At 68.8% G+C, this 25,910-nt stretch carries 23 protein-coding genes and 2 pseudogenes; 13 read left to right on the forward strand and 12 right to left on the reverse strand.

The features are described 5' to 3' along the window. Nucleotides 1-41 precede the first annotated feature (41 nt). The gene (locus ABD378_RS03250; protein WP_344518799.1) at nt 42-953 is read right to left on the reverse strand and encodes a LysR family transcriptional regulator; all 912 of its coding nucleotides are present in this window, start codon (nt 951-953) and stop codon (nt 42-44) included. Nucleotides 954-1,152: 199 nt separating this feature from the next. Here ABD378_RS03250 and ABD378_RS03255 point away from each other — a divergent pair, with 199 nt between their 5' ends. From ABD378_RS03255 to ABD378_RS03265, 3 genes are all read left to right on the forward strand, one after another. Then, complete coding sequence (locus tag ABD378_RS03255; RefSeq protein WP_344518772.1) at nt 1,153-1,785, forward strand: NADPH-dependent F420 reductase; 633 nt, start codon at nt 1,153-1,155, stop codon at nt 1,783-1,785. 92 nt (nt 1,786-1,877) lie between these two features. Next, on the forward strand, nt 1,878-2,813 hold the full coding sequence (locus ABD378_RS03260) for an SDR family oxidoreductase (RefSeq protein WP_344518773.1): 936 nt from the start codon (nt 1,878-1,880) through the stop codon (nt 2,811-2,813). A gap of 78 nt (nt 2,814-2,891) precedes the next feature. Next, a complete protein-coding gene (locus tag ABD378_RS03265) occupies nt 2,892-3,551 on the forward strand; it encodes an NADPH-dependent F420 reductase (protein ID WP_344518800.1) in 660 nt (219 codons plus the stop codon). A 93-nt stretch (nt 3,552-3,644) separates the two neighbouring features. Here ABD378_RS03265 and ABD378_RS03270 read toward each other — a convergent pair whose 3' ends face one another. Together ABD378_RS03270 and ABD378_RS03275 are read right to left on the reverse strand one after the other, a co-directional pair. Next, nucleotides 3,645-3,782, reverse strand: a complete 138-nt coding sequence (locus tag ABD378_RS03270) for a hypothetical protein (protein WP_344518774.1) — start codon at nt 3,780-3,782, stop codon at nt 3,645-3,647. A gap of 928 nt (nt 3,783-4,710) precedes the next feature. After that, complete coding sequence (locus ABD378_RS03275) at nt 4,711-5,304, reverse strand: CGNR zinc finger domain-containing protein (RefSeq protein ID WP_386542768.1); 594 nt, start codon at nt 5,302-5,304, stop codon at nt 4,711-4,713. 90 nt (nt 5,305-5,394) lie between these two features. Here ABD378_RS03275 and ABD378_RS03280 point away from each other — a divergent pair, with 90 nt between their 5' ends. Then, complete coding sequence (locus tag ABD378_RS03280) at nt 5,395-6,195, forward strand: MBL fold metallo-hydrolase (RefSeq protein WP_344518777.1); 801 nt, start codon at nt 5,395-5,397, stop codon at nt 6,193-6,195. 55 nt (nt 6,196-6,250) lie between these two features. Then, nucleotides 6,251-6,358 (forward strand): annotated as a pseudogene (locus tag ABD378_RS03285) (IS5/IS1182 family transposase); the annotation flags it as partial. 41 nt (nt 6,359-6,399) lie between these two features. Here the strand turns inward: ABD378_RS03285 and ABD378_RS03290 are convergent. Beyond that, nucleotides 6,400-7,389, reverse strand: a complete 990-nt coding sequence (locus tag ABD378_RS03290) for a phage baseplate protein (RefSeq protein ID WP_344518778.1) — start codon at nt 7,387-7,389, stop codon at nt 6,400-6,402. 718 nt (nt 7,390-8,107) lie between these two features. Here ABD378_RS03290 and ABD378_RS03295 point away from each other — a divergent pair. Continuing rightward, nucleotides 8,108-9,889, forward strand: coding sequence for an aminotransferase class I/II-fold pyridoxal phosphate-dependent enzyme (locus tag ABD378_RS03295; RefSeq protein ID WP_344518779.1), 1,782 nt, complete (start codon nt 8,108-8,110; stop codon nt 9,887-9,889). After that, nucleotides 9,886-10,689: a phosphatidate cytidylyltransferase gene (locus ABD378_RS03300; protein WP_344518780.1), complete on the forward strand. Its 804-nt coding sequence runs from the start codon at nt 9,886-9,888 to the stop codon at nt 10,687-10,689. The genes ABD378_RS03295 and ABD378_RS03300 overlap by 4 nt, the downstream gene beginning before the upstream one ends. A 173-nt stretch (nt 10,690-10,862) precedes the next feature. Here ABD378_RS03300 and ABD378_RS03305 read toward each other — a convergent pair whose 3' ends face one another. Continuing rightward, entirely contained in the window at nt 10,863-11,948 is a 1,086-nt protein-coding gene (locus tag ABD378_RS03305; protein ID WP_344518781.1) for a glycine amidinotransferase, read from the reverse strand. Between the two features lie 225 nt (nt 11,949-12,173). Between ABD378_RS03305 and ABD378_RS03310 the strand changes: the two genes are divergently transcribed. The 4 genes and pseudogenes from ABD378_RS03310 (at nt 12,174) to ABD378_RS03320 (ending at nt 14,918) form a co-directional block, all read left to right on the forward strand. Then, the gene (locus tag ABD378_RS03310; RefSeq protein WP_344518782.1) at nt 12,174-12,710 is read left to right on the forward strand and encodes a hypothetical protein; all 537 of its coding nucleotides are present in this window, start codon (nt 12,174-12,176) and stop codon (nt 12,708-12,710) included. A 104-nt stretch (nt 12,711-12,814) separates the two neighbouring features. Further along, a pseudogene (locus ABD378_RS44120) lies at nt 12,815-12,966 on the forward strand (RNA-guided endonuclease TnpB family protein); the annotation flags it as partial. Between the two features lie 347 nt (nt 12,967-13,313). Then, on the forward strand, nt 13,314-13,451 hold the full coding sequence (locus tag ABD378_RS03315; protein ID WP_344518783.1) for a hypothetical protein: 138 nt from the start codon (nt 13,314-13,316) through the stop codon (nt 13,449-13,451). 222 nt (nt 13,452-13,673) lie between these two features. After that, nucleotides 13,674-14,918 carry an ROK family transcriptional regulator gene (locus ABD378_RS03320; RefSeq protein ID WP_344518784.1) on the forward strand — a complete coding sequence of 415 codons (1,245 nt, stop codon included), beginning with the start codon at nt 13,674-13,676 and terminating at the stop codon, nt 14,916-14,918. A gap of 58 nt (nt 14,919-14,976) precedes the next feature. Here ABD378_RS03320 and ABD378_RS03325 read toward each other — a convergent pair whose 3' ends face one another. From ABD378_RS03325 to xylA, 5 genes are all read right to left on the reverse strand, one after another. Beyond that, nucleotides 14,977-16,356, reverse strand: coding sequence for a GH1 family beta-glucosidase (locus tag ABD378_RS03325; protein ID WP_344518785.1), 1,380 nt, complete (start codon nt 16,354-16,356; stop codon nt 14,977-14,979). Nucleotides 16,357-16,400: 44 nt separating this feature from the next. After that, on the reverse strand, nt 16,401-17,258 hold the full coding sequence (locus ABD378_RS03330; protein ID WP_344518787.1) for a carbohydrate ABC transporter permease: 858 nt from the start codon (nt 17,256-17,258) through the stop codon (nt 16,401-16,403). Nucleotides 17,259-17,263: 5 nt separating this feature from the next. Beyond that, entirely contained in the window at nt 17,264-18,223 is a 960-nt protein-coding gene (locus ABD378_RS03335) for a carbohydrate ABC transporter permease (protein ID WP_344518788.1), read from the reverse strand. A 10-nt stretch (nt 18,224-18,233) separates the two neighbouring features. Beyond that, nucleotides 18,234-19,499 carry an ABC transporter substrate-binding protein gene (locus tag ABD378_RS03340; RefSeq protein WP_386542773.1) on the reverse strand — a complete coding sequence of 422 codons (1,266 nt, stop codon included), beginning with the start codon at nt 19,497-19,499 and terminating at the stop codon, nt 18,234-18,236. A 121-nt stretch (nt 19,500-19,620) separates the two neighbouring features. Further along, nucleotides 19,621-20,790 (reverse strand): xylose isomerase, encoded by a 1,170-nt coding sequence (gene xylA / locus ABD378_RS03345; RefSeq protein ID WP_344518802.1) that lies wholly within the window; start codon nt 20,788-20,790, stop codon nt 19,621-19,623. Between the two features lie 327 nt (nt 20,791-21,117). Between xylA and yicI the strand changes: the two genes are divergently transcribed. Continuing rightward, nucleotides 21,118-23,355, forward strand: coding sequence for an alpha-xylosidase (yicI, locus tag ABD378_RS03350; RefSeq protein WP_344518789.1), 2,238 nt, complete (start codon nt 21,118-21,120; stop codon nt 23,353-23,355). Nucleotides 23,356-23,515: 160 nt separating this feature from the next. Here the strand turns inward: yicI and ABD378_RS03355 are convergent, their stop codons facing one another. After that, nucleotides 23,516-24,970: an NF041680 family putative transposase gene (locus ABD378_RS03355; protein WP_344518791.1), complete on the reverse strand. Its 1,455-nt coding sequence runs from the start codon at nt 24,968-24,970 to the stop codon at nt 23,516-23,518. A gap of 177 nt (nt 24,971-25,147) precedes the next feature. On the opposite strand from ABD378_RS03355, the gene ABD378_RS03360 reads away from it, so the two are divergent. Then, nucleotides 25,148-25,456, forward strand: a complete 309-nt coding sequence (locus ABD378_RS03360) for a hypothetical protein (protein ID WP_344518793.1) — start codon at nt 25,148-25,150, stop codon at nt 25,454-25,456. A 179-nt stretch (nt 25,457-25,635) separates the two neighbouring features. Here ABD378_RS03360 and ABD378_RS03365 read toward each other — a convergent pair. Then, the coding region (locus ABD378_RS03365) for a DAK2 domain-containing protein (protein WP_344518794.1) at nt 25,636-25,910 on the reverse strand (275 nt) is incomplete at its 5' end.

A 25,910-nucleotide genomic window follows, 5' to 3' on the forward strand; every position in this document is an offset into this window, starting at 1 on the left:
GTTCAGGCTGTGGCCGCAGCCCTCGGGGTCAGTCGAACTGCTCAAGCGTGCCTTGTGACGGCATCGCCTCCAAGCTGCCACATCTCATAGTTCCCACATTCTGCCGTGATCTCGGCCGTCGACTGAGCTGCAGTGACGAAGTCATCCACTACCGGCGAGGTGTGCGATGCCGCCACCGCGAGGCACACCTGTTCGGGCGTCAGATCCGGGATGGGCACATAGACGACGTCTGGATGCGAATAGAACACGGACGCCGAACGGGCCAGGAAGGAGATGCCCCGTCCGGCCGCGACATGCTCGAGCGTCTCGTCCACCCCGCGCACCGCGTACCCGGCATTGGGGAGTGGGCGCCTGGTGGGCTGCGTGCTCGGGTCACCGTGCCAGACCAGCGGTTCGCCGGCCAGGTCGGCCTCGGTGACCTCCTCCTTGCCGGCAAACCGGTGTCCGGCGGGCAGTACCGCTACCCGCGGCTCGGTGTACAGCGGGATGACGCGCAGGCCGGCCTCGTCGATGGGCAGCCGCACATAGCCGATGTCGATGCGGCCGTCGAGCAGCATCGCAGCCTGGTCGTCCCCTTCGATCCGCTGCACGTCCACGACCACGTCCGGGTGCCGGTCCTCGAACGCCCGCGCCGCCGGGATGACCGGGATGCCGGCCCGGAAACCGACCATCAGCCGCCGCTGGCCGCTGGCCGCCGCGGCCACCCGGCGGCGGATCGCGTGGGTTGAGGCGAGCAGCGGACCGGCGTCGGCCAGCAGTTGCCGACCCGCATCTGTCAGCTCTACGCCGTGGCGATCCCTGGTGAACAGCGTGGCGCCGAGATCCTGCTCGAGCGCGCGGATCTGCCGGCTGAGCACCGGCTGTGCGATGTGAAGCTCATCGGCGGCGCGGCCGAAATGCAGCCGGTCGGCCACGGTGACGAAGTAACGCAGTTTGCGCAGATCAAGATCCAGCTGCATAGAGCCCCCCAGGCCGGTGATACCTCCAGGGTATCACCACGGCTTCAATAGGTCTTGGACGCCACTCAGCCCCAATGGCAGCATGAAAACCAGGCACTTAAGGGCGTCGAGTGAATTCGGCACAAGAATTTGATACCGGAATTTGATACTGGAATTTGGCAGCAGGGCCAAAACACGGAAAGCAGGAACACCGATGAGCAGCATCAGCATTATCGGACTGGGAAACATGGCCCGCGCTTTGGCCGGCCGAGCACTCGCCGGCGCCAACGCCGTCGAGATCATCGGCCGCGACCCGGCCAAGGCCAAGGAATTGGCCGCCACGCTCGGCGGCGCCACGGTCGGGACGGCCGGGGCCGCCCCGACCGGGGACATCGTTATCCTCGCCGCGCCGTACGCAGGCGCGGCGGCGGTGGTGAGGGAGTACGGGGACGCACTGCGCGGCAAGGTCATCGTTGACATCACCAACCCCATAGCCCCCGACCTGCAGGGCTTCGTCGTCCCTGACGGCAGTTCCGGCGCACAGGAGATCGCCAAGGCGGCTCCCGACGACGCGCATGTCGTCAAGGCGTTCAACACTGTGTTCTCCCACGTTCTGGCGGCGGGCCCAGCCGAGGGCCACCCTCTGGACGTTTTCATCGCCGGCGACAACGCGCAGGCGAAGGCACGCGTGTCGGCGTTCGTCGAGAGTCTGGGGCTGCGCCCCTGGGACATCGGGGAACTGTTCATGGCGCGGACACTGGAGAACGTCGGCCTGCTGGAGCTGGGCCTCATGAACCACTCCGTCAAGCACACCAATTTCTCCCTCGGCATCACCCTTCTCGGCTGAGCGCACCCCTACCACTACCTCTCATACCGCATTACGCCAATTCACTAACGGCACGAAAAAGACCCTGCACCTACGCTCACAAGGACAGTTGAATGCGCATATTCGTCGCTGGAGGGACCGGCCATTCCGGTTCGTACATCATTCCCGAACTCATCGCCGCCGGGCACGAGGTCACCGGCCTGGCCCGGTCGGACGCTTCCGCGGCGGCCCTGTCCGCGCTCGGCGCGCAGGTGCGTCGCGGCGACCTTGAGGATCTCGACGGGCTCAAGGAGGCAGCCTCGCGCTCCGATGGCGTCATCCACGTCGCCCACAGGCAGGATCTGCTGCCCTCCGGCGGGATGGACGCCGTGTCCGCTGCGGAGCTCCCCATCATGCTCGCGTACGGCGAGGCACTCGCGGGAACCGGAAAGCCGCTGGTCACGGCGGGAAGCATGGGCTCGCCCGGGAACCTGGAGCGGCCGGCCACCGAGGAGGACCCGGCCCTCCCCACCGGCGAGGAGCACAAGGGCACCCTGCGGGTCCGCAACGTCGTGGAAAGGGCCGTTGTCGACCTCGCCGAGCAGGGGGTGCGGTCTTCGGTCGTGCGGATCGCCAACATCGCGCACAGCACGACCGATCGTGCCGGCTTCCTCCCCACGCTGATCGCGCTCGCGAAGGAAAAGGGGTTCGTCGGCTACCACGGCGACGGCGCGAACCTGTGGAACGCCGTGCACATCCGCGATGCCGCCACCTTGTTCCGCCTGGCGCTGGAGAAAGGGCCGGCCGGCAAATACTGGCACGCGGTCGAGGACGAGGGCATCACGTTCCGCGACATCGCCGAGGCCATCGCCAGCCGCCTGGGCCTGCCCGCCGTGAGCGTTCCCAACGATGCCCTGATGACGCCGGGGTACTTCGGGTTCCTCACGAATATCGTCACGCAGAGCTACCCGGCATCCAACCTCATCACCCGCCGGACCCTCGGCTGGGAACCCGCGCGGCCCGGCCTGCTCGCCGATCTGGACAACGGCCATTACTTCCCCGCCGGCTGACGGCGGGAACCCGGAGCGTAACGAGTCCGGCAACCGGCAAGTTCGGCTCTTCTGAAGGACGTTGAGATTATGACGACTGTGGGATTCATCGGAAGCGGAAGCATCGGCAGGACCCTCGCGCGACTCGCTGTCGGGGCCGGGCACCAGGTCGTGCTCAGCAACTCGCGCGGTCCCGAAACGCTGGTGGACACGGCCGAGGAACTGGGGCCGCGGGCGTCCACGGCGACGAGCGAAGAGGCCGCAGCGGCCGGTGACATTGTCGTGGTCACGGTGCCGGTCAGCGCCTTCCCCCACGTGCCCGCCACGCCATTGGCCGGGAAGACGGTCATCGACACCTGCAACTACGGCCCCGAGCGTGACGGGCACATCCCCGTGCTCGACAGCAAGTCCCTCACCTCAAGCGAGCTGCTTCTGCGGCACGTCCCGGACGCCATACTCGTGAAGGCGTTCAACAACATCTTCTTCAAGCACCTGCTGTCACTCGCCCGCCCGGCAGGGGCAGCCGACCGCTCCTACCTGCCGATCGCCGGGGACTCCGCACCGGCGAAGGCTGCGGTGACCGAATTCGTCGAATCCATCGGGTACGGCGTGGTAGACGCGGGACCGCTGGCCGACAGCTGGCGGCAGGCGACGGGCACGCCCGTGTGGGGGACCCCGTACGGGCCGTACTCGAACGAGAAGGGCCAGCCGGTCGGCGAGGACGCCATCCGCGCGGCACTGGCCACCGCAACGCCGTAACCGTAAGTTGGCGCGGGCCGCGGTACGGTCCGGCCGTGCTATGCCCCCGTCCGGGGGATACCGGGTGCGGGCGGGGGCATATTTCGCGCGGAGTCACGTTCGACGTCGCCGGGTCAGGTCGCGGACTGCTCCCTGGGCGGCCAACTGCCCGCGCAGATTCGTGTTGGCCTCCTTGAACTGGTGGTTCTCGATCTCCAGGACCTGGACAATCCGGGCCAAGAGCTGCGCCACGAGGATCGGTTGTCGCTCACGGTCAAGCACCGTCGATGCGGTCGAGCAGTGTTGGGCTTCGACGGTGCGGTAGTGGTCTGGGCCGAAGGAGGCCAGACAGGCGCTGTGAGCAGCTGCGGCCTGGAGGCGGGCTTCGGGATCACGGCGCAGCCCCAACAGGGCGGTGGCAAAGGCCAGTTCGACAGCGCCTGTATCTGGATGGCGCTGCCCCTCGGACAGACCGTGGTAGAGCTCGGCGGCGTCCTGCGCCTTGGCCAGGGCCTCTTCGTGGCGGGCTTGGCCGTTCAGGCTGCGTGCCAGCCCGAGCCGCAGGACCAGGGACGCCCGGTCGGGTGCGTTATGGGCGGGCCGAGGCCTCGCGGGCGAGCGTACCTACCGAGGGAGGTCATCTGCTGGGCGCGGTCCGAGCGCAGCTTCAGGGTGAGCCAGTGATCAGCTCCGAATATCCTGCTGAAGGTCGGCAGCGCTTCGTCGTACGTGGCGAGCGCCTCCGTGTGGCGGCCCTGAGCGCCAGTCGCGATCGCGGCGATGTCAGCGCCGCCGCCGCGTACTCGTCGTCGCGTGGCCGCGGCCGGGCCACGGCGCGAGCCTCGGCCTCCACCTCGGCGTAACGCCCGGCCTCGTAAAGCGCTTTGGCCTGAGCCACAGGGGTTCCCGTCATCCGCCTGGCGTCACTACGGCCGCGCGGCCGGAAAAATCTCATGGCAGGGGGCACAGGGAGCATACGGATGCTGCGTACGCTGCTCGGTCAGGAGCTGGAGCTGGTCGGTAGCCCTGAGGACGGGCAGGCGTGGGAACTCGTATCCCCGAGGGGAAGCGAGTCGATGGCGGAGCGCCTCCTCGCGTCGACAGCGCAGTGCCGTGCCCGGCGTCAGCGTTCGGAGCCGGTTGGTGCGCGGTGATCTGCTTGGCCGGCGATGCGGCGTCGTCAGTCCATCGTGGTGCGGCGGGCGTAGGCGCGGGCGGCGCGGGCGCGGTCGCCGCAGCGGGTGGAGCACCACTGGCGGCGGCCGTGCTTGAGCAGGAAGCGGTTGCAGGGCGGGGAGGCGCAGGCGATCAGGCGAGTGGCGTCCGGGGAGGTGAGCAGGTCGGCGGCGTCGGCGGCGATGGCTGCGAGGGCGTGCTCGACGATCGCGGTGGTGGGGTGGGGCGTGGCGCGGTAGGGGCCGGTCTTCTCGTCCCACAGCAGCAGTGATGCGGTGGGGACGCGGGTCATCGCGTCGTTGATCGCCGTGACGGCGGCAGGCAGGGCAGGCTGCCCGGCGACTCGGGAGGCCAGCAGCGACCTGATCTGTTCGCGCAACGAACGCAGCTGCGTCGCGCACACTTCCGCCAGGCCGGCGTCGGCCGGGGCGAGGTCGCGCTGCGCCAGCCACTGCTCGGCCCGCGCCGGGGTGCCCAGGAGGTCGGCCGTGTGCCCGCCGGGCAGCGCGACGGCGCTGTTGGCCAGGCCCAGGGAGGGATGCTCCGCCTCGCCCGGCGCCGACTGCAGGACGGCTTCTTCCATGACGAACTCTTCCATGCTTCTCATGGTACGGGTTGCATTCATCCGTGAGGCATGCGTACAGTCCCTCACGGTTAACGCCCATTCTATCCGTGAGGAATCCTTCTCGTGTCTTCCCCGACCCCGCAGACCGTCACCGTCCCCTTCCCCGTCCGCGTCTTCGGCGGCCCGACCGCCCTCTTCGACTACGGCGGCCTGCGCTTTCTCACCGACCCGACCTTCGACGGCCCCGGCGACCACCAAGCACCGGCCGTCGTGCTGACCAAGACGGCGGCTGCTGACGGCAGCCCGACCGATCTCGGCCGCGTCGATGTGGTCCTGCTCTCGCACGACGAGCACGCCGACAACCTCGACACCTCCGGCCGGGCCCTGCTCGCCGATGTCCCGCTGACGCTCACCACCCCCGGCGGCGGGGAGCGTCTCGGCCAGGCGGCCACCGGCCTCGCCGACTGGCAGTCCATCGAGCTCGAGCGCCGGGACGGCGGGCCCGGCACGGTCACCGTGACCGGCGTGCCCGCCATCCACGGCCCCGGTCCGCGCGAGGAGGTCGAGCCGATCACCGGCCAGGTCGTCGGCTTCGTCCTGACCGGCGAGGGCCTGCCCACCGTCTACGTCAGCGGCGACAACGCCTCCCTCGACGCGGTCAGAGACATCGCCGAGCGCTTCGCCCCGGTAGACACGGCCCTCCTCTTTGCCGGAGCGCCCCGCTTCACCGAAGTCTTCGACAACGAGGTGATCGTCTTGGACAGCGCCCAGGCCGCCCAGGCCGCGAAGATCCTCGACGCCGGCCGCGTGGTCCCCGTCCACTACGACAGCTGGGCCCACTTCACCGAGGGCCGCGACGAACTCGTCGCCGCCTTCGCCGCCGCCGGCCTCACCGACCGCGTCGACTTCGGCGTCCGCAGCTGACCCCACGCACGGCTACTACTACCCTCACCTGCGACGCTGGCTCTCCTTACATCAAATCTGCCACCGCATCGCCCGCGAGGGTACCGAGTCCTCCCAGCGCCTGGGGCGACACCGCTGGGTCGTGGAACGGACGGTGTCCTGGCTGTCGGGCTGCCGCCGCCTCCACCGCAGACTCGCCAAATGAAATGGCGTCTCAGTACATGGCTACAGGGTGGGCAGGCCGTAGAGGGAGAACTTTCGTCCGCCGGCGGGGCCCGAGGCGAAGCCCATGCACAGCTGCGGTTCCCGCGCCTGGGGCCCGTGCAGCACGGCAAGGCCTTCGGGCTCGCGGTACGTGAGCTGGCGGCCGGCCTGGGACTTGTGCTGCTGCACTACCGCCCCCGTGCGCAGGTCGATGCAGTGCAGCAGCACCGTGTTGTCCGGCTCTGAGGAGCTGTTGGCGGCGCGGCCGAAGCCCATCAACTGGTACGCGTAGTCGCCGTCCAGTGTCATGCCCTGAAAGGGCAGGCCGAGGTCCAGGCCCGGCTGAGCGAAGTCGATCAGCGGACTGAAGAACCCGGCAGTGAAGGTATCCAGGTTGTAGAGCGCGTAGCGGCGGCGGTCGGGGAGCGCGTAGCGCAGCAGCAGACGGCGGTTGTTCAGGTCGAGGGCGGCGCAGTTGGCGCTCGAGCCGGGGTGCGGGCGGTAGACGGTCACACGGCGGTCAGCGCTGTGCAGCACGGTGTTCTCGGCGTACGGGAAGCGGCCGATCGCGCGCCCGTACCCGGAGGCCGGGTTGGCGTCGCACTCGACCCACAGCCTGACGGCTCCGCCCCAGCTGCTGAGGGAGCTGTCCACGCTGATCGCGGTGCCGTGGCCGAAGCCCTTGAGGTACATCCGGTCCAGCAACTCGCCGCGCATCGACAGCCGGTTCAGGCACAGGTCACCGGCATCGTGCCGCTCAGCATGGCTGTAGGTGCGCGATTCGCCCGGGAGCTGGACCCCGCTCGGCATCAGCTGGAGCGCGTAGACGTGCCCGTGGAGCTCGTCGAAGGCGAAGGACTGCATCACCGTCGTGTGATGCAGCGCCTTCTCGTGGATCAGGCGGGCGCCGGAGTCGGCCAGGTTGAAGCGATCGCCCAGAACGTCCGGGGCGCTGTCCCTGCCAGCGGCAAGGGCCTTTGGGACGCTGAGCGCTGCAGTCGCCAGCACCATACCGCTGAGACCGAGCACCGTTCTGCGGCTTGGCGACGTGAGGCCAGGCGCTGTCGATGAATCGGCATCTTGTCTAAGTCGCATTTCAGCACTATCAACGCCCGTACACCTGCGTGGGGAACGGGCGCGCGGCGGCGCCATGATGTTCAGCCATTCGCTGTGCCCGGCTACGGTGCCGGCCTCCGGGCGACAGCCGTGGCGTCATGGTCGGGAGTGTCGGGAGTATGTCGCTGGCCGCCTTCGAGAACCACGACGTGTGGGGTGAGAACGCGTACGTGTTCCGCTACGTGATCACCAACCATGGCAAGGGCACGGCGGACCCTCACCGCGTGGCCGCGACGAGCACCGCGGCCACGACCAGGGCCTCACCCCTCACGCTCCGCAGTTCCTTCCGTGGATGCGGGTCAAGCGCGCGGGGCTTCCCGAAGAGCGACTCGAGCGAGTTGAGGTCGGGTATGTAAAGACATTCCGCGCGCCTGCGTCGTAGCCCAACCACGACAACTACTCACGTACTCAAGTACGCGTACTCATGTACGGCCGCAGGGCACCCCCAAAGATGCACCTATGGCCCGAACCTCCGGTGAGAAAACGGCGAATGCCCACCTCCGACGAGGTGCGTTCCGGCCTTTCGACACAGCTGCTCCCCAGGGACACAGCGCCCGGGCCACTCGGCCTCCGTACCCCCAAGGGGACTCCCCCTTTGCCGAAAGAGACATGCATGAGTCGCGACCTGCACATACGAGCTGCCACTCCCGAGGACCTGGTCTGGATCCACGAGTTGAGGCACCGCGTGTACGCCCAGGAGCTCGGTCAGCACACGCCGCGACCGGACCGACGGTTGTACGACGCACTGGACGGCGACAACGTCTACCTCGTCGCGGCCCGGGGGCCGGTCCGCATCGGCTTCGTCAGCCTGACCCCGCCGTGGCTGGGCCAGTACGGCCTGGACAAGTACCTGACCCGCGACGAACTGCCGCTGTTGTCCGAGGGCGGACTCTTCGAGGTTCGCATCCTCACCGTGGAGCCGCGCTGGCGCAGCACCGCGGTGGCACCCCTCCTGATGTACGCGGCCCTGCGCTGGATCTCCTCCAGGGGAGGCCGCACGGTGGTGGCGATGGGCCGCACCGAACTGCTCGACATGTACCTGGCGGTCGGCCTGCGGCCCGTCGGACGCACCGTCCGCAGCGGTGCGGTGACCTTCGAGGTACTGACGGGCGAGGTGGCCGGGCTGACGCAGGTCGCCACCACCCGGTATCGCACCGTCCTGGAGCGGTTCGGCTCCCTGGTGGACTGGCAGTTGGACATGGAGTGGGCGCCCGGGCCGGACGGCTGTGAACACGGCGGCGCTTCCTTCACCGCTATTGGAACGGACTTTCGCACCTTGCACCGGCGCCACGAGGTCGTCGCTGCCGACGTGCTGGACGCCTGGTTCCCACCCGCTCCCGGGGCAGGTGCGGCGCTCACGGAAGACCCGGCCTGGACCGCCAGAACCTCGCCTCCCACCGGCGCCGAGGGCCTGCTGTCGGAACTCGCGAAGGCCCGGGCACTGCCGGTGGAGACGCTCGTGGCCGGGGCCGGCTCGTCGGACCTGATCTTCCGAGCGTTCGGCCGGTGGCTGACCCCGGAGAGCAGGGTGCTTCTGCTGGATCCCGGGTACGGCGAGTACGCCCATGTCACCGAGCGCGTGATCGGTTGCCGGGTGGACCGTTTCCGGTTGCACCGGAGGGACGGCTGGCGGATCGACTTCGCCCGACTGGCCTCTGTTGTCGGGGCGGGTCGTTACGACCTGGTGGTCGTGGTCAACCCGAACAACCCGACCGGACGCCACGCATCCGCAGCCGAGCTGCGCACCCTGATCGCGGCCGCCCCGGCCGGGACCCGCTGGTGGATCGACGAGGCCTACCTCGGCTACGTGGACCTGGCCGAGTCGCTCGCCCCGCTGGCCGCGGTAGACCCGCGGGTCGTGGTCTGCACTTCGCTGTCCAAGATGTACGCGCTGTCCGGCGTGCGGGCGGCTTTCCTGGTGGCCGAACCCGCCACCGCTGCACTGCTGCGCCGGTGGACGCCGCCCTGGGCGGTGAGCCTTCCTGCACAACTCGCCGCCGTGGCCGCCCTGCGAGACCCCGCGCACTACCGCTCCTGCTGGCTGCGCACCCACACTCTGCGCCGTCAACTGGCCGCCGACCTCGCCCAGGTGGACGACACCGCCGTGATCGAGGAAGGCGTCGCGAACTTCCTCAACATCACCCTGCCGTACGACGGACCGAGCGCTGCCCGCCTGGTGCGTGAGTGCCGCCGGCACGACGTCTACCTGCGCGACCTGTCTCCCCTCTCGCCGCAGCACGAAGGGCGCACCGTGCGCGTCGCGGTCAGGGACACGGCGGAGAACGCGCGCATCGTAGCGGCGTACGGAGCCGCGCTGGAGACGCTGCGACCCGGCTCGCTCTCGCGGCAGTCCACCGGGTCCCCTGCCGACGTCGCCGCCGGGTACGCCCGGTGATCAGCGTCGCCTCCCTCGCGCCCTTCCTCGGCGGGGCCCTGGCGGTCGGCGGGATCGCCGCGGCACTCTCCGGGCGCCGTGAACTGCTGGTCCGTTGGTGCTGCTGGGCGGTCGGAGTGCCCCTGGTCGCCGGGGCGTTCTGGTGGGGCAGCCCGGGAGTGACGGCCCTCGCGCTCGTGGTCGGGGTGGTCACGGCGATGGAATTCGGCGGGCTGATGGGTCTGTCCCGGCCGGACAGGGCCGTACTGGCCGCGGCCGTCTCCGGCGTGGTGCTGACCTCCTGGCTTGCGCCCGGACACGAGGCGCGGGCGGTGGCGGTCGGCGCCCTTGCCATCGCCGCGGTCCCGCTGCTGGCCGGTGACTCCACCCATGGTCTGCGCCGGCTCGGGGCCGGTCTGCTCGGGCTGGTCTGGCTGAGCGTGCTCGCCGCCCTGGCACCGCTCGGCACGACCGCACTCGCCCTGTTCATCGCTGTCTCGGTGGGCGACATCGTCGCGTACTTCGCCGGTCAACGGCTGGGCGGGCCCCGGCTGTCACCGCTCTCCCCGGCCAAGCGGTGGAGCGGAACCCTCTCCGGTGCCGCGGCCGCCCTCGGTGTGCTCGCCGCGCTGTCCGCGCTGAACCCGCCCATGGCGGTCGCGGTGGCGGTCGGCGCCCCGGCGGGGGACCTCCTCGAATCCATGGTCAAGCGAGGAGCACAGGCGAAGGACTCCGCCCACTGGCTGGCCGGCTCAGGGGGCCTGCTCGACCGAATCGACTCACTCCTCCTCGCCCTGGCCGTACTTCTCCTCCTGCGCTGACTCAGGGGCTCAGGGGCTCAGGAACGACTCGTCAAGAGAGCCACGGGACTGCCTGACCAAGGCCAACGTGGCCCTTGAGCGTCGCCCTCAGACATGTCGAGCAGCGGTTGCTGACAGGTGGCGGACGTGTGAGGAACTGTCGCCGAAGGCGTCGACCTGTGGGCCGAAGCTGTTCAACTGAAGTAGTCCTCGGGTCCAGAGTCGGCGCGCACGGCGTCGAGGGTGAAGCAGTGGAATCCCCCGCCGAACAGACGCCGGTGGCGTACCGGTACCACGGTGAAGCCGTGCGTTTCGAGAGTCTTGATCAGCTGGGGTGCCTGGGAGTTGGCGATCACAGTGTTCTCGTCGATGGACAGCACGTTCATGTCGATATACAGGCTGGTGAGCGTCAAGTCATCGGGGCCGTAGTCGGGGAAGTCGGCAGGGTTGGGTTCCGGCGCGTAGATCTTGTCCCACCGACGCAGCGGTTCGGGGAGCCAGTCGACGACGCCCGGATGGCGCAGAAACAGCGTTCCGGGCCGCAGTGGCAGTACCTGCGTGTCGATGTGGTTGTTGTCGAGGCGGCGCATGAGGTGGAAGCGAAACCTCTCACCGAAGTGCCGTACCAGCCACTCGGCGCCCAACGCGTGGTGGTCGGTGGCGATGTTGACGAGGATGTCTCGCCCGAAACGCAAGCACTGTGCGGCGTCGAACAACATCTCAAAGCCCATACCGCTGGCGGGCAAGGCCAGTTCGTCGAATCCGGGAACGTGTTCAGGGTCATGGGCGCGAGCGTGGGAGAGGTCGAAGGAATGGTCGGTCATGACCGGCCGGGGCATCACTGACCAGTTCGCGCCATGGGCGAAATACTGGGCAAATAGCGGCTTGAGAAGATCGTTCTCGAAGTACCGGGCACGGACCTGTGGTGGGGTTTCGATGATCTCGTTCCCGAGGATGATGGCTTGATCGCGAACGTTGAGTGCGGGAGTGCTCGTGGATTGCCAGTGGAGCGTGCGGAAGTCCGCGCGTTTGGGCAGTGTCAGTGGCCGGTGCACAGTGACGGACAGGCCCTCCAGGGCGGTCACCAGCCCTTCGACATCCTCGTGAAGTTCCTCGACGTACTGCTTCTTGATGAGCTTCCGGGACATGCCGGTGAATTCGTCGAAGACCTTGAAGAACAGCCGGAAGGACAGGTCCAGTTCATGGCTGTCGTATCCGATGGGTGAGCCGACAATAACCTCGCGCAGTGGGGACCACTCGTCGTAGCTGTTGACAGTCATGAGCACCTTTCAGGCGATAGGCGCCTTGCGACTCCTCGCGGACAAATCACAGTTGAAGACCGCCAGGACCTACCCATCTCGGCTTCTGCCCATCCATCAGCGACTCGGCAGAGGACACCCTCCGTCCCGAGGGCGTTCGCCGCCGACACTGCATCGACCAGGGGCCGTGTGCAGCACCTTTCGGGCTGGGCCGAAACACATAGACCCCGTCGGCCGGTCGGCGCCATGCTCATTTCAACGCCGGCGCCGCACCCCGGCACCGGCGGACATCAACACAACGAGAAACGGGGAATACACCACATGGCACAGTCAGGCAGGTTCAAGCGGGTGCTGGTCGCTTCCGGTGCGGCAGCACTCCTGTCCCTCTCAGCAGCGGCACCTTCAGCACTCGCAGACGCTCGGCAGGGCCACAAGAGCGAGTCGCAATCCGCCCCGTCCCTCCTGAGCGGAACCAAGGACGGCTGGCGCTGGTACATCGGCGGCGGCAACTCCTACGGCGCAGTGGACTGGGACGACAACTACAAGTCGATCGACAGGGACAACCTGATTCTCAACGACGACATCTTCCCGTCCGGATACTCCGTCAAGATGACGGTAACCCAAGGCGACGACTTCAAGAAGACCGTGCACGCCTACGGCGGCGACGCCAAAACCGTGCACATACCCCTCTTCTCCAAGGGCGAGAAGGCAAAGTTCAAGGCCTGCGCCTGGAACAACAATCATAAGGTGATGTGTCGGCCCACCACATACGTGACCGAGTAACCCCACCAGGTGCAGGCAGACCCCCCGCTTACTGCACGCTACTTGTGGAGTCAACGACCCGGCCCTTCAGGACCGGGTCCTCGGCCTTCAGCGATGCCGTCGCGGCACGTAGTGCGCACGGGCTGCCTCTCTCGGAACGTACCTACACCTGTACCGCGTGCGGAGTACGTACGTGATGCTGGTCCGGGCTGGTCTGGCCCCGGACTGTGTTGAGGGCGTAAGACCTCCGGGGGCGCTGCCCCCGGAGACGGCCTGAGCCGTAAATCCCCACAGACACCTCTCGGCGGGGCGGGCGGTGGCGGGATTACCGGCAGGTGATCGACGCAATCGCGTTCAAGTACCGCACAGGAACACCATGGATGGACCTGCCGAGCACTTCGGCTCATGGAAAGGCGTCCGCAACCGGCTGCGGAAGTGGGCGGCCGACGGCACCCACCGGGGAGAGGGTCCTCACCGCCCTGCTCACCCAGGCCGACACCGAAGGTGACCTCGACTGGGTCGTCGCGATCGACTCCATGGTCGTGCGGGCGCGTCAACACACTGCCGGGGCCCGCAAACAGGGGCCCCGGCAGGTGAGCCGCACGACCATGCCCTCGGACGGTCGTGATCCCACAGCCAGCCGACCAGGCCGCGAACCGCCAGCGGCTCGGCCGGCTCGGCGGCCGTCCGTCGGCCTTCGACCGCGATGCCTACATCACCGGACTCCGCCTTGCCGCCATCTTCATCTGGTCCGCGAGGTGATCCGAAGGAAACGCCCTAGCCCTAGCCCAGGCCCAGGCCCAGGCCCAGGCCCAAGCAAGTCATCGCACAGCAGGCGTCGCGCCGATCAGACCGGCCACAGGCCGGCTCCCCGATCGGCTCGGCGCGTCCGTCCCGGACGCGGGAACGGGTCGGTGCCTCGGCCCGAGGCGCAGCCACGGCAGTGCAGGTCGTCGCGGCCCTTCGCATAGGGTCGGACCCACGATGAACAGCAACGATCCGTCCGCAGCGCCGTCCAAGGCCGACAAGGCGACCGTACGGCGGCACAACCTGAGCCTGGTGCTTCGCACGGTCCATGACGCGGGTGAGACGACGCGCGCCGGGGTTGCCGCGCGGGTGGGGCTGACCCGGGCCGCGGTGTCCTCCCTCGTGGATCAGCTCCTCACCGAGGGGTTCCTCACCGAGTGGGGCAAGACGTTCAGCGGACAGGCGGGGCGGCCGGGCACGGCGCTGCAGGTGGCGCGGACCGGGCCCGCCGGGCTCGGGGTCGAGATCAACATCGACTACGTGACGGTGTGCGTCATCGACCTCGCCGGCACCGACCGCGTACGCCTCGTGGAGCGCACCGACAACCGCGGCGCCCCGCCCGCCACGGTCCTTGCACGGGCGGCGCGGCTCGCGTCACGGGCCATCGAGTCCGCTGCGGAGCAAAAGCTTCGCCCCGTGGGTGCCGAACTGGCCCTGCCCGCCCTGGTCTCCGGCGGTTCGGTGCGGCAGGCGCCGAACCTGGGCTGGAACCGGGTGGCCGTGGAGGGGCTGTTCGCGCAGGCGTTGACGGCGCTGCGTCCCACGCAGCGCGCGCTGCCGGTCAGCGCCGACAACGAGGCGAACCTGGCGGCCATGGCCGAGCTGTGGTTCGGCGACAGCGACGACCGCGTGACCAGCTTCATCTACCTGACCGGCGAGATCGGTATCGGCGGCGCCCTGGTGCTGAACGGTCAACTCCTGCGGGGCGCCCACGGGTTCGCCGGTGAGATCGGGCATGTGGTGGTGGAGCCTGACGGTCCCGAGTGCCGCTGCGGTGCGCGGGGCTGTCTGGAGCAGTACGCGGGACAGGCGGCGCTGTTGAGGGCGGCGGGTCTCGACGAGAGCGCGGGCCTGACCGGGCTCGCGGAGCTGGAGCGCCGGGCGCGTGAGGGCGAGCCGCAGGCCCTGTACGCGATCGAGGAGGCGGGACGGCGGCTGGGCCGGGTGCTCTCCGGCGCGGTGAATCTGATCGACCCGGACGCGGTGATTCTGGGCGGTGTCTTCCGTGACCTCATGCCGTGGCTCGCCCCCGCCGCCGACGAGGAGCTGACCGCCCGTGTGGTGTCGGGCTTGTGGACGCCGGGCAGCAAGCGGCTGCGGGCCTCGTCCTCGTCCGGTGACGCGGCGCGGGGCGCGGCCGCGCGCGTGGTGCGCGAGGTCCTGGCTGACCCGGCGGCGTACGTGGAGCGCGTGGCGGACTGACATCTCGGACCGGGCGGGGGCCTGGCGGTGTCGGTCCGCCGCGCGCTCCGGGACGGTGTCAGCCCCGGTGTGCCGCGATCAGCCGCCGGTACCAGTGGTAGCTGTCCTTCGGGGTGCGCTGCTGGGTGTCGTAGTCGACGCGTACGATCCCGAACCGCTTGGCATAGCCAAGGGCCCACTCGAAGTTGTCGAGCAGCGACCAGACGTAGTAGCCGCGTACGTCGACGCCCGCGTCCATCGCGGCGCGCAGAGCCGTCAGGTGGCTGTGCAGATAGGCGACGCGGTCCGGGTCGTGGACGTCGCCGTCCTGGTCCACGACATCGTGCTCGGCCGAGCCGTTCTCGGTGATGTGGATCGGCGGTAGGGCCTCGCCGTAGGTGTCCTTCAGCGCGGTCAGCAGGTCGGTGAAGGACTCGGGCACCACGGGCCAGTTCATGGCCGTTCGCCGCACCTCCGGGTAGGCCATCTCCTGGTAGCGGTTGTCCGTGGCGACGCGATGGGCGGGGTCGGGCTCGCGGTAGGGAGCGTCGGCGACCACGATCGGCCGGTAGTAGTTGATGCCGAGGAAGTCCAGCGGCTGGGCGATCAGATCGAGGTCCCCGTCACGGCGGAAGTCCTGGCGGCTGATCAGCTCGCCCCAGGTGTCCTGCTCGGTCGCCGGATAGCGGCCCGCGAGGATCGGCTCCGTCCACACCAGGTTGTGCTGGGTGTCGGCGCGTACGGCGGCCGCGCGGTCGGCGGGCGCGTCGCTCGCGGGCACGTTGCGGTCGAGGTTGAGGGTGATGCCGGCCTCCCGGACACCGGCCGCGCGCAGCGCCTTCATCGCCAGTCCGTGGCCGACGAGCAGGTGGTGCGCGGCGGCCAGGGCGCCGGTGCCCTCCTGGGCGCCGGGGGCGTGGCGGCCGACGGAGTAGCCGAGGAACGCGCTGCACCATGGCTCGTTGAGGGTGATCCAGCGGGGTACACGGTCGGCGAGGTGCTCGGCGACGATCTGCGCGTACTCCCCGAAGCGTTCGGCGGTCTCGCGCACGCGCCAGCCGCCTTGGTCTTCCAGGGCCTGCGGCAGGTCCCAGTGGTAGAGGGTGGCGGCCGGTTCGATGCCGGCTTCGAGGAGTTCGTCGACGAGCCGCGAGTAGAAGTCCAGGCCCTTGGCGTTGGCGGGACCGGACCCGGTCGGCTGGATGCGGGGCCAGGCGAGGGAGAAGCGGTACGAGTCGACCCCCAGGTCGCGCAGCAGGGCCACGTCCTCGGGGTAGCGGTGGTAGTGGTCGCAGGCCACGTCGCCGGTGTCGCCGCCGTCGACGCGGCCCGGGGTGTGGCAGTAGGTGTCCCAGATGGAGGGGCCGCGGCCGTCCTCGTGTGCGGCGCCCTCGATCTGGTACGAGGCGGTGGCCGCGCCGAAGACGAAGCCGGAGGGAAAGACGGGCAAGTCGCTCATGAATGGCCTTACTTGGCGTACGTGGCTTACTTGGCGTACGTGGCTTACTTGACGGATCCGCCGGTGATGCCGGCGGCGATGTACTTCTGGGCGAGGACGAGCAGCACCGCTGCCGGGATCGCGGACAGGACGGATGCGGCCATGACGGAGCCCCAGTCGCCGACATGCGCGCCGATGTACTGGTAGATGCCGAGGGTGACCGGCTTGACGTCGTCGGTGGTGTTGAGCGTGAGCGCGAACATGAAGTCGCTCCACGCGTACAGGAAGGAGAACAGGCCCGCGGTGATCAGGGAGTTGCGGCTCATCGGGAGCACGACCTGCACGAAGGTGCGCAGCCGGCTCGCGCCGTCGACCTCGGCGGCCTCGATGACCTCCTTGGGGATGGCCACCATGAAGGAGCGCATCAGGACGATGGCGAAGGGGATGCCGAGCGAGGCGTCGGCGAGCATGAGGCCGAAGTAGGAGTTGACCAGGCCGAGATCGACGTACGCGCTGTAGAGCGCGTTGGCGATGACGATGCCCGGCACCATCTGGGTGATGAGCGTGCCGAAGACGATGGTGCGGGTGCCGCGCAGGCGGAACTGGGCGAGCCCGTACGCGGCGGGGGCGGCGATCACGAGGCAGATGGTGACGGCGCCGAAGGCGACGGCGAGCGAGGTGAGGAGGTGGCCGCCCTGCTCGCGGATCGCGGAGGTGAACCCGGACAGGTCCACCCCGTGCGGGATGGGCGAGACCTCCAGGAGGCCCGACTTGGGTTGCAGGGCCGTGTTGAGCATCCAGTAGAGCGGGAAGAGCATCACGCACAGGATGAGTACACCGGCGACGGTGGCGCCCCAGCGGCGCTTCGAACTGGTGGCAGGTCGCTGGGCGGCAGGTGTCTTGGTGATGGTGGTGGTCGCCATGCGGGTCACTTCCCCTCGGAGCGGTTGGCCCGCAGGTAGAACACCGCGAAGACGGCGGAGATCAGGATCAGGACGTTGCCGACGACGGCGCCCGCGCCGAAGTCCAGCTGCACGAAGGAGTTCTGGTAAGTGAGGGTGCCCAGGGTCTGAGTGGAGTCTGCGGGGCCGCCGTCGGTCAGGGCGAGGATCAGGTCGAGGATCTTGACCGTCGACATGAAGCCGAGGACCAGCACGACGGTGATGACCGGCTTCAGCAGCGGCAGCGTGATGGAGCGGAACGTGCGCCAGGCGGACGCGCCGTCCAGGGACGCGGCCTCGTACAGCTCCTTGGGGACCTCCTGAAGGCCTCCGTACAGGATCACCATGTTGAAGGGGATGCCGATCCAGATGTTCACCAGGATGACGGAGAACAGGGCCATGCCGGGGCTGGTCAGCCAGGGTGTGGCGCCGCCCGCGCCGAAGGTGTCGAGGAAGGAGTTGAGGACGCCGGTGTCCTGGTCCAGGATGCGACGCCACACGATGCCGGAGACGACCATCGGGACGAGCCAGGGCAGCAGGATCAGGGAGCGCAGCACGCCGTTCAGCGGGAATCTCTTGGTGAAGAAGACGGCGAGCGCGAGGCCGATGCCGAACTGGCCGATCAGGGACCCGATGGTGAAGACGACGGTGTGCCACAGCGCCTTGCCGAACAGGTCGTCCTGGAAGACCTTGCTCCAGTTGTCGGTGCCGTTGAACGGGGCCTTGCCGTCGAAGAAGGTGGAGGGTGAGTAGTCCTGGAAGCTCATCAGGACGTTGCGCACGAGCGGGTAGCCGAAGAAGAGCACCATGAAGATGACCGCGGGCGCGATGAAGCCCCACTGGGAGAGCCTGCGGCGGCGCCTGGCGCGTGCCGGGTCGGGCTTCTTGACGGGGGCCGTCGGGTGATCGGCGGCAGGCGCGGTCGCGGAGGCTGTGGTGGTCGACATGTTCGTCACGTCACTTCCCGCTCGTGGCGCGCTGCTGGGCGCGCTGGAGCGCGGCCTCGCTGGACTGCCCGGTGAGGGCGGACTGGAAGGCGCTCTGCAGGGCGAGCGACACCGACGACCAGCGCGCGCCGACCTTGGCGGTGCGCGAGCGCGCGGTGGCCACCTGGTCGGCGAGGGCGTCGAGTTCGGGCACTTCCTTGCGCCAGACGGCGGCGGCCTTCTCGTTGGCCGGGACCATCCAGCTGTTGCGCGCGTAGGTGATCTGCTCCTTCTCGCCTGCCATGCAGTCGATGATCTTCGCGGCGGTCTTCTCGCGCGCGGTGTCACCGGTCTTGGGCACGGTCAGCACGGCGCCGCCGAGCGGTCCGACGGAGGCGTCACCCGCCTTCGGCACGGGGATCCGGGCGATGTCCCAGTCCAGGTTCTTCTTGGTGTTGAGGGTCTCGACCTGCCACGGACCGTTGATCATCATTGCGGCGTTGCCTGCCATGAACTGGTCGTTGACGTCGGCCTGGGTCCAGTTGACGGTCGACTTGGACAGCGAGCCGTCCTTGATGAGGGCCTTCCAGTAGTCGAGCGCCTGGGCGACCTGCTTGCTCGCGAGGTGCGACTCGTCACCGCCGTTGGACCACATGAACGGCGTGAACTGAAAGACGCCGTCCTCCGCGCCGCCCGCGCTCAGGGCGATCCCGTACTGCTTGCCCTGGGTGAGCTTCTTGGCGGTCTGCCGCATCTCGTCCCAGGTGGTGGGCACTTCGAGACCCGCCTTCTTCAACGTGTCCTTGTTGTAGAACAGGGCGAGGGTGTTCACCGTGCGCGCGGCCCCGTAGTACGTGCCCTTGTAGGAGCCGAAGTCGACGATGCCCCGCGGTATGTCCCGGGTGGACAGGCCCAGCGTGCGCAGGTCGATGAGGCCGCCGGCCTCGGCGAACGTCGGCATCTCGGAGGCGTCGAACTGGATGACGTCCGGCAGTGACTTCGACGACGCCATGCGCAGGGACTTCGTCATGACCTGTGCGGCCGGGACGCTCTGCTGCTCGATGGTGATGCCGAGCCGCTTGCCGCAGCGGGACAGGGTGGCGGCGTCCCAGCCGTGATACGAGTCGTCGGTCGACGAGTTGAGGACGGTGTAGACGTCGTCGTCGCGTTGCTGACCGCAGCCGGCGAGCGCCGCGGTGGCCACGAGCGCGGAGACAACGGTGAGCGGGACCGTCGCCCGCCGACCGGCACGGCGGCGCCTGATACGCGCGCGCTGCGGTATGTGTGCTGCTGTCACGGTGGTTGCCCTTGCCTGGGAGGGGTGGCCCGGCGGGACGCCCGTGTCCCGCCGGGGGTGTTCGCAGATCCCGGTACGGCTCCGGCCTCGGCCGTACGGGCTCGATCGCGGGGCGCGGGGGTCAGCGCACGCCGAGCAGGTGCTCCATGGCCAGCTGGTCGAGGCGCTCGAAGGCCATGGAGCGCTCGGCGGCGGCGTTCACGTCGTAGTCCTCGTACGCGCCCTCGTCGGCCAGGAGCTCGGCCAGGCCCTCGGCGGCAGTGGGCCGTGCGAGCTGGTCGAGGCGGGAGTCGCGCAGCGCCTGCCGCACCTGGGGGTCGGCCCGGAACGCGGCCGAACGCTCCTTGAGGATCAGGTAGTTGCGCATGCAGTTCTTCGCGGACTCCCACACGCCGTCGACACCGTCGGTGCGCGCCGGCTTGAAGTCGAAGTGGCGCGGCCCCTGGTAGCCGGCGCTCTCAAGGAGGTCGACGAGCCAGAACGCCTGGCGCACGTCACCGGCGCCGAAGCGCAGGTCCTGGTCGTACTTGATGCCGGTCTGGCCGTTGAGATCGATGTGGAAGAGCTTGCCCGCCCACAGCGCCTGAGCGATGCCGTGCGGGAAGTTCAGGCCCGCCATCTGCTCGTGGCCGACCTCCGGGTTGACACCCACGAGTTCGGGGCGCTCCAGGCGCTCGATGAACGCCAGGGCGTGGCCGATGGTCGGCAGGAGGATGTCGCCGCGCGGTTCGTTCGGCTTGGGCTCGATCGCGAACCTGAGGTCGTAGCCCTGCTCGACGACGTACTCGCCGAGCAGATCGAAGGCCTCCTTCATCCGGTCGAGCGCGACGCGCACGTCCTTGGCGCCGCCGGACTCCGCGCCCTCACGACCGCCCCAGGCGACGTACGTCGTGGCGCCGAGATCCACCGCGAGGTCGATGTTGCGGATGGTCTTGCGCAGCGCGAAGCGGCGTACGTCGCGGTCGTTGGCGGTGAAGCCGCCGTCCTTGAAGACGGGGTGGGTGAACAGGTTCGTGGTGGCCATCGGCACCGCGAGCCCGGTCTCGTCGAGGGCGGCGCGGAACCGCTTGACGATGGCCTCGCGCTCGGCGTCGGAGGAACCGAAGGGGACCAGGTCATCGTCGTGGAACGTCACGCCGTACGCACCGAGTTCGGCGAGCCGGCGTATGGAGTCGACGGGGTCGAGCGCGGGGCGGGTGGCATCGCCGAAGGGGTCGTTGCCCCGCCAACCGACGGTCCACAGACCGAACGTGAACGTGTCTTCGGGGGCGGGGGTGAAGCGATCGGACATGGTGCGGCCCTTTGCTGCGAGTTTGTTTTCTGACATGACTAATACGCGACGAAGCGCTTCGACGCTAGACCCTGACACCAACTTCACGCCCCGCAGAAGCGTCGCTACCTGGCGCTATCAGGAATCGAAGCGCTTCCGCGTTTGCGCCGAAGAAGAGCCCTTGCCGTTTTGTTTTCTGTACGATCAAATGGCCCGCGCAGCTACTTCTCCTGCAAGATCGCAGGCCAGTTGAGGGGCTCCGTGCCACTTACCGGCGTCGCCATCGGCAGGGAAGTCCGACGGCTCCCGCGACCCGAACTGCCACCCCGCACCACCCTGAGGAAGATCATGAAGTTCACCGACGGCTTCTGGCTCATGCGCGACGGGGTCGAGGCCTCGTACGCGACCGAGGTCCGCAGTGTCCGAGCCGACGCCGACCGCTTCACCGCCCACGCCGCGACCAAGCGCGTCGAGCGCCGCGGCGACACCCTCAACTCCCCTCTGCTGACCGTCGACTGCTTCTCCCCCGCCGAGGGCGTCATCGGCGTCCGCACCACACACCTGGCGGGCAAGCTCCACCCCGGCCCGGACTTCGGCCTGCCGGGCGCCGACACCGGGGTCGGCCAGGTGCGCCGCGACGGCGACATGATCGAGCTGACCAGCGGCCCCCTCACCGCACGCCTGGACCAAGACGCGCCCTGGGCGCTGTCGTTCCGTGACGCGGACGGCCGCGAGATGACATCGGCGGGCCGCAAGGGCACGGCCTTCTTCACCACCGGCGACGGCGCGCACCACATGGCCGGGCGGTTGGCACTCGGCGTCGGCGAACAGGTCTACGGCCTGGGCGAACACTTCACACCGTTCGTCAAGAACGGCCAGGTCGTGGACATGTGGCAGGCCGACGGCGGCACGAGCAGCGAACAGGCCTACAAGAACGTCCCGTTCAGCCTGCACGTCTCCCCCGCCGGCGCATACGGCGTGTTCGTCAACCACCCCGGCAAGGTGAGCTACGAGATCGGCTCGGAGGCGGTCGGCCAGATGCAGTTCAGCGTCGAGGACCAGACGCTGGAGTACTACGTCGTCGCGGGCCCGACGCCCAAAGACGTCCTGCGCCGCTACACCGCGCTCACCGGCCGCCCGGCGCTGCCGCCGGCGTGGTCGTTCGGACTGTGGCTCACCACGTCTTTCACCACGCGGTACGACGAGGAGACAGTGACGTCGTTCGTCGACGGCATGGCCGAGCGGGACATCCCGCTGAGCGTCTTCCACTTCGACTGCTTCTGGATGCGCGAGTACCAGTGGTCGGACTTCGAATGGGACCCGGATGTCTTCCCCGACCCCGAAGGCATGCTGGCCCGGCTCAAGGGACGGGGGCTGAAGCTCTCCGTGTGGATCAACCCGTACATCGCACAGAAGTCCGCCCTGTTCGACGAGGCCGCCGCCGCGGGACATCTGGTGAAGCGGGCGAACGGCGACATCTGGCAGTGGGACCTGTGGCAGGCGGGCATGGCGCTCGTCGACTTCACCAACCCCGAGGCCTGCGCCTGGTTCCAGGCGAAGCTGAAGGTGCTGCTCGACCAGGGCATCGACTGCTTCAAGACCGACTTCGGCGAGCGCATCCCCACCGACGTGGTGTGGCACGACGGCTCCGACCCGGAGCGCATGCACAACTACTACACGCACCTGTACAACCGCACCGTCTTCGAACTCCTGGAAAAGGAACGCGGCACGGGCGAGGCCGTCCTGTTCGCGCGCTCGGCGACGGCGGGCGGCCAGCAGTACCCGGTGCACTGGGGCGGCGACTGCTGGTCGTCGTTCGGTGCGATGGCAGAGTCGCTGCGCGGCGGTCTGTCACTGTCGTTGTCGGGCTTCGGCTTCTGGTCGCACGACATCGGCGGCTTCGAGGGCACCCCGGACCCGGCGGTCTTCAAGCGCTGGCTCGCCTTCGGCCTGCTCTCCTCCCACAGCCGTCTGCACGGCTCAAGCTCCTACCGGGTGCCGTGGGAGTTCGGTGACGAAGCCGTCGACGTGACCCGGCAGTTCACGCGGCTCAAGCACCGGCTCATGCCCTATCTGTACGGCGCTGCGGCCGAAGCACACCACACCGGCGTGCCGCTGATGCGGCCCATGCTCCTCGAGTTCCCCGAGGACCCCACCACCCGCGGCCTTGACCGGCAGTACATGCTCGGCCCCGACCTGCTCGTCGCCCCCGTCTTCTCCGCCGACGGCGCCGTCGAGTACTACCTGCCCGAGGGAACCTGGACCCACCTCCTGACCGGCGAACACGTCCAGGGCCCGGTCTGGCGCCGCGAGATGCATGGCTTCGACAGCCTGCCCCTGTACGTCCGCCCAGGAGCGGTCCTCCCGCTCGGCTCCGACACACAGCGACCCGACGGGGACTGGCTCGACGGCCTCACCCTGCTCGTCACCCCCGACGCACACCAGGTGACGGTAACTGTCCCCGACCACGCCGGCCGCCCTGCCGCCGCTTACCAGGTGACGCGCGAGGCGACGGGCATGACGGTGACCGTGACGCCGCCGGAAGGACACAGCACTCCACGCACGGTGGTGTCGGCCAACCTGTGAAGTCCGGGTCCCGGCAGATGCCCCCGCCACTGACGGGGGCATCACGGGACAAGCCGGTGCCGGTGGCGCTTGTGGAGTGCGGCGGCTACGTGCAAACGCGACCTGACTCCACGCCCATTCGGCGGCTGCCCGCAGAAGGCCACATCTCTCAGCTTGTTCTTTATGGTCTGAGTCGATTTCGTTCGATGATGCTCTCGGGCCGTCTCACGGTCTTGCCCACGTCGTAGCGGGTGGCGGGCCGCTGGTTCTTCGAGCCAAGTGGCCTTCCGGGGCCCGGAGTTGAGGGTTTCGGTGCACGGGCCGGACAGGGCAGGTGCGGGCGGAGGTTCCGAAACCCCCGGCGGACTCGGGCCGGGGTGAGCCGGCCGAGCTCGACGGGCTTCTCCCACGGCCGCCGTAAGTCGACGGCGGCCTCGCGGAGAAGGCGGATCTGGGTGTGGGCGGCGATGATCAGCCAAGTCCAGCGCTCGCCGGCCTCGGGGGTTCGCAGCTTCGGGCGCGTCCACCCGAGGGTCTGTTTCATCAGCCTGAAGAGATGCTCGATGTCGAACCTCCTCAGGAACGCCTGCCAGCGCACGTCGACGTCCTCGCTGTTCAGGCCGGTGGCGGACGACCAGAGCCAGAGCGGGAGCGGGTCGCCTCCGCCAGGCAGGCGGTCGACCTGGAGGCGGATCAGCGTGCCTTCGATGATGGGGAGCTCGCCGGTGTGGTCGATCCAAGCGGAGCGGGTGGTCAGACGGGGGTGGATGCGGCCCCAGGCCATCGCGCGTGCGGTGCCGTACCGGTCGGTGACCTGCGTCGTGGTCGCGTCCGGATCGCCCCAGGTCTCCGGCTTGGCGAAGCGGAGCTCCTTGCCGTGCTTCGGCGGTCGCCCGCCCTGGGGATAGGACAAGGCGTACTCCTTGAGCGAGGGCGTCGGCCGTCGCATGACGCGGTCGGAGCGCATCCTCCCCAGGACCTCGACCGGGAGGCCGTCGAGGAGATAAGCCATGCGCGGGGCGTCGTAGCCGGCGTCGAAGACGATGAGGATGTCGCGGTCGCCGAAGTGCCAGCGGCTCATCTCGATCAGGTCCGTGACCACACGGCGCAGTTGGGTGGCGGTGACCTCGGCGACGTCGTCCTCAGGCCCGAGACGGACGGCGTCCAGCAGCTGGCACCAGGACGTCCGCCCCGATTCGAGGGCGGCGACGAAGGAGTACGGCCAGCCGGGGATGAACTGGTCCGAGGACCGTCCGCTGCGGCCGTAGACGTGGCAGAACAGACGGTCCGCGCTGGTCGGCGCGTCGGGGCGAAGCCAGTTGCTGACGTCGACCGCCAGGACCAGGCGCCCGTCGGCGGCCCGCGGCATCGGCAGACCGGCCAGCACCTGCCGCAGCCGGGGCACGTCCACGTTTCCGTGGTTCAACGCCTCGTACATCGCGCCGTGCCCACGCCGGTGCTCGGCCACCAGCGTCAGGTCCACCGGCGAGGTCACCGGCCCGTCCGCACACAGCAGCGCGTCGGCCAGCTCGAACAGCTCGTCCCCGCGGGCGGTCAGGCAGTCGAAGAGATCGTCCCGGAAGCGTGACGCTTCGGCGAACGCTTCCCCCGGGACATCGAGGTGCGGCAGGCTCATCCCAACGGCCTTCGTTCTGGTTCGGTGCATTCCTTGGTCGGAGCACAGAATCGGACGGAGGCCGCCCACGCGTCTGATGCACTTCCGCGTGGGGGAGCCAGTTCGACGGACAATTCGACACTATGGAGCTCGGGAGTTCAGACAACCCGCTTGAAGTCGCGGCTGAAGGGAGCGGCAGTGAACGGGACGTGGTGGCTCACGCAGGGCGACACCCTGATCGGCGAGCTACGGCAGTACGCAATTGATCAGCCAACGTTCCTCTGCCACTTCATCCCGGGGCCCGGATGGGAAGGGGTCCGTGCGCTGTTCGAGAGCTGGGCGGACCTGCACGGCCCGGACCCCGACGGCTCTCGAACAGCACAGGCCATCAAGCCCATCATGGACCTCGGACTAACGCTGGTTCCCGAAGACGAAAGTCGGCCCATGGCGCTCTTCAAAGAGTGCATCGTCCGTATCGACGGTGACACCGCCCGCGTGCGCTGCTGACCTCAACGAAACCGACTCAGACCATAAAGAACAAGCTCAGAGCCTGTCTTTGAACCCCCGTCGTACACACGCCGAGCGTGCGTGCCGGACGCCGAGACACCGGCGAGGGCTCAAAGCAAGACAGCATGATCAAGGGATCGAGGACGGGTTCCGAATCGCGAGCCGGAGGCGGTCACCGGTCAGTGCGCCGTGATGTATCCGGGGGCCGGCAGGCGGGTGGCCGTGGACGGCTCGTACACATCGGCCAGCGCGGCGTAGAGGAGGGCAACCGCCAGCGCACCGGGATCGGGAACGCCCAGGGCGTGATCGCCGACGTAGCTCGCCCGGCCGCGCCGGGCCCGCAGCGACGCGGTGGCCAGAGCGCCCCGGACGGCTGCTTCCGCGGCGCAGGTGAAGGGAGCCGCGGCGGCTTCCGGGGGCGGGGAGGCGAGCGTGTCGGCGGTGGCGGCGAGGG

The sequence above is a fragment of the Streptomyces rectiviolaceus genome (genome assembly GCF_039533825.1).
In the GTDB taxonomy this organism is placed as follows: Bacteria; Actinomycetota; Actinomycetes; order Streptomycetales; family Streptomycetaceae; genus Streptomyces; species Streptomyces rectiviolaceus.

Coding starts and splice junctions, on each gene's coding strand:
- ABD378_RS03255 (WP_344518772.1), top strand. CDS start 1,153: ATGAGCAGCATCAGCATTATCGGACTGGGAAACATGGCCCGCGCTTTG.
- ABD378_RS03260 (WP_344518773.1), top strand. CDS start 1,878: ATGCGCATATTCGTCGCTGGAGGGACCGGCCATTCCGGTTCGTACATC.
- ABD378_RS03275 (WP_386542768.1), bottom strand. CDS start 5,304: ATGGAAGAGTTCGTCATGGAAGAAGCCGTCCTGCAGTCGGCGCCGGGC.
- ABD378_RS03290 (WP_344518778.1), bottom strand. CDS start 7,389: ATGGTGCTGGCGACTGCAGCGCTCAGCGTCCCAAAGGCCCTTGCCGCT.
- ABD378_RS03295 (WP_344518779.1), top strand. CDS start 8,108: ATGAGTCGCGACCTGCACATACGAGCTGCCACTCCCGAGGACCTGGTC.
- ABD378_RS03305 (WP_344518781.1), bottom strand. CDS start 11,948: ATGACTGTCAACAGCTACGACGAGTGGTCCCCACTGCGCGAGGTTATT.
- ABD378_RS03310 (WP_344518782.1), top strand. CDS start 12,174: ATGCTCATTTCAACGCCGGCGCCGCACCCCGGCACCGGCGGACATCAA.
- ABD378_RS03320 (WP_344518784.1), top strand. CDS start 13,674: ATGAACAGCAACGATCCGTCCGCAGCGCCGTCCAAGGCCGACAAGGCG.
- ABD378_RS03325 (WP_344518785.1), bottom strand. CDS start 16,356: ATGAGCGACTTGCCCGTCTTTCCCTCCGGCTTCGTCTTCGGCGCGGCC.
- ABD378_RS03330 (WP_344518787.1), bottom strand. CDS start 17,258: ATGGCGACCACCACCATCACCAAGACACCTGCCGCCCAGCGACCTGCC.
- ABD378_RS03335 (WP_344518788.1), bottom strand. CDS start 18,223: ATGTCGACCACCACAGCCTCCGCGACCGCGCCTGCCGCCGATCACCCG.
- xylA (WP_344518802.1), bottom strand. CDS start 20,790: ATGTCCGATCGCTTCACCCCCGCCCCCGAAGACACGTTCACGTTCGGT.
- yicI (WP_344518789.1), top strand. CDS start 21,118: ATGAAGTTCACCGACGGCTTCTGGCTCATGCGCGACGGGGTCGAGGCC.
- ABD378_RS03355 (WP_344518791.1), bottom strand. CDS start 24,970: ATGAGCCTGCCGCACCTCGATGTCCCGGGGGAAGCGTTCGCCGAAGCG.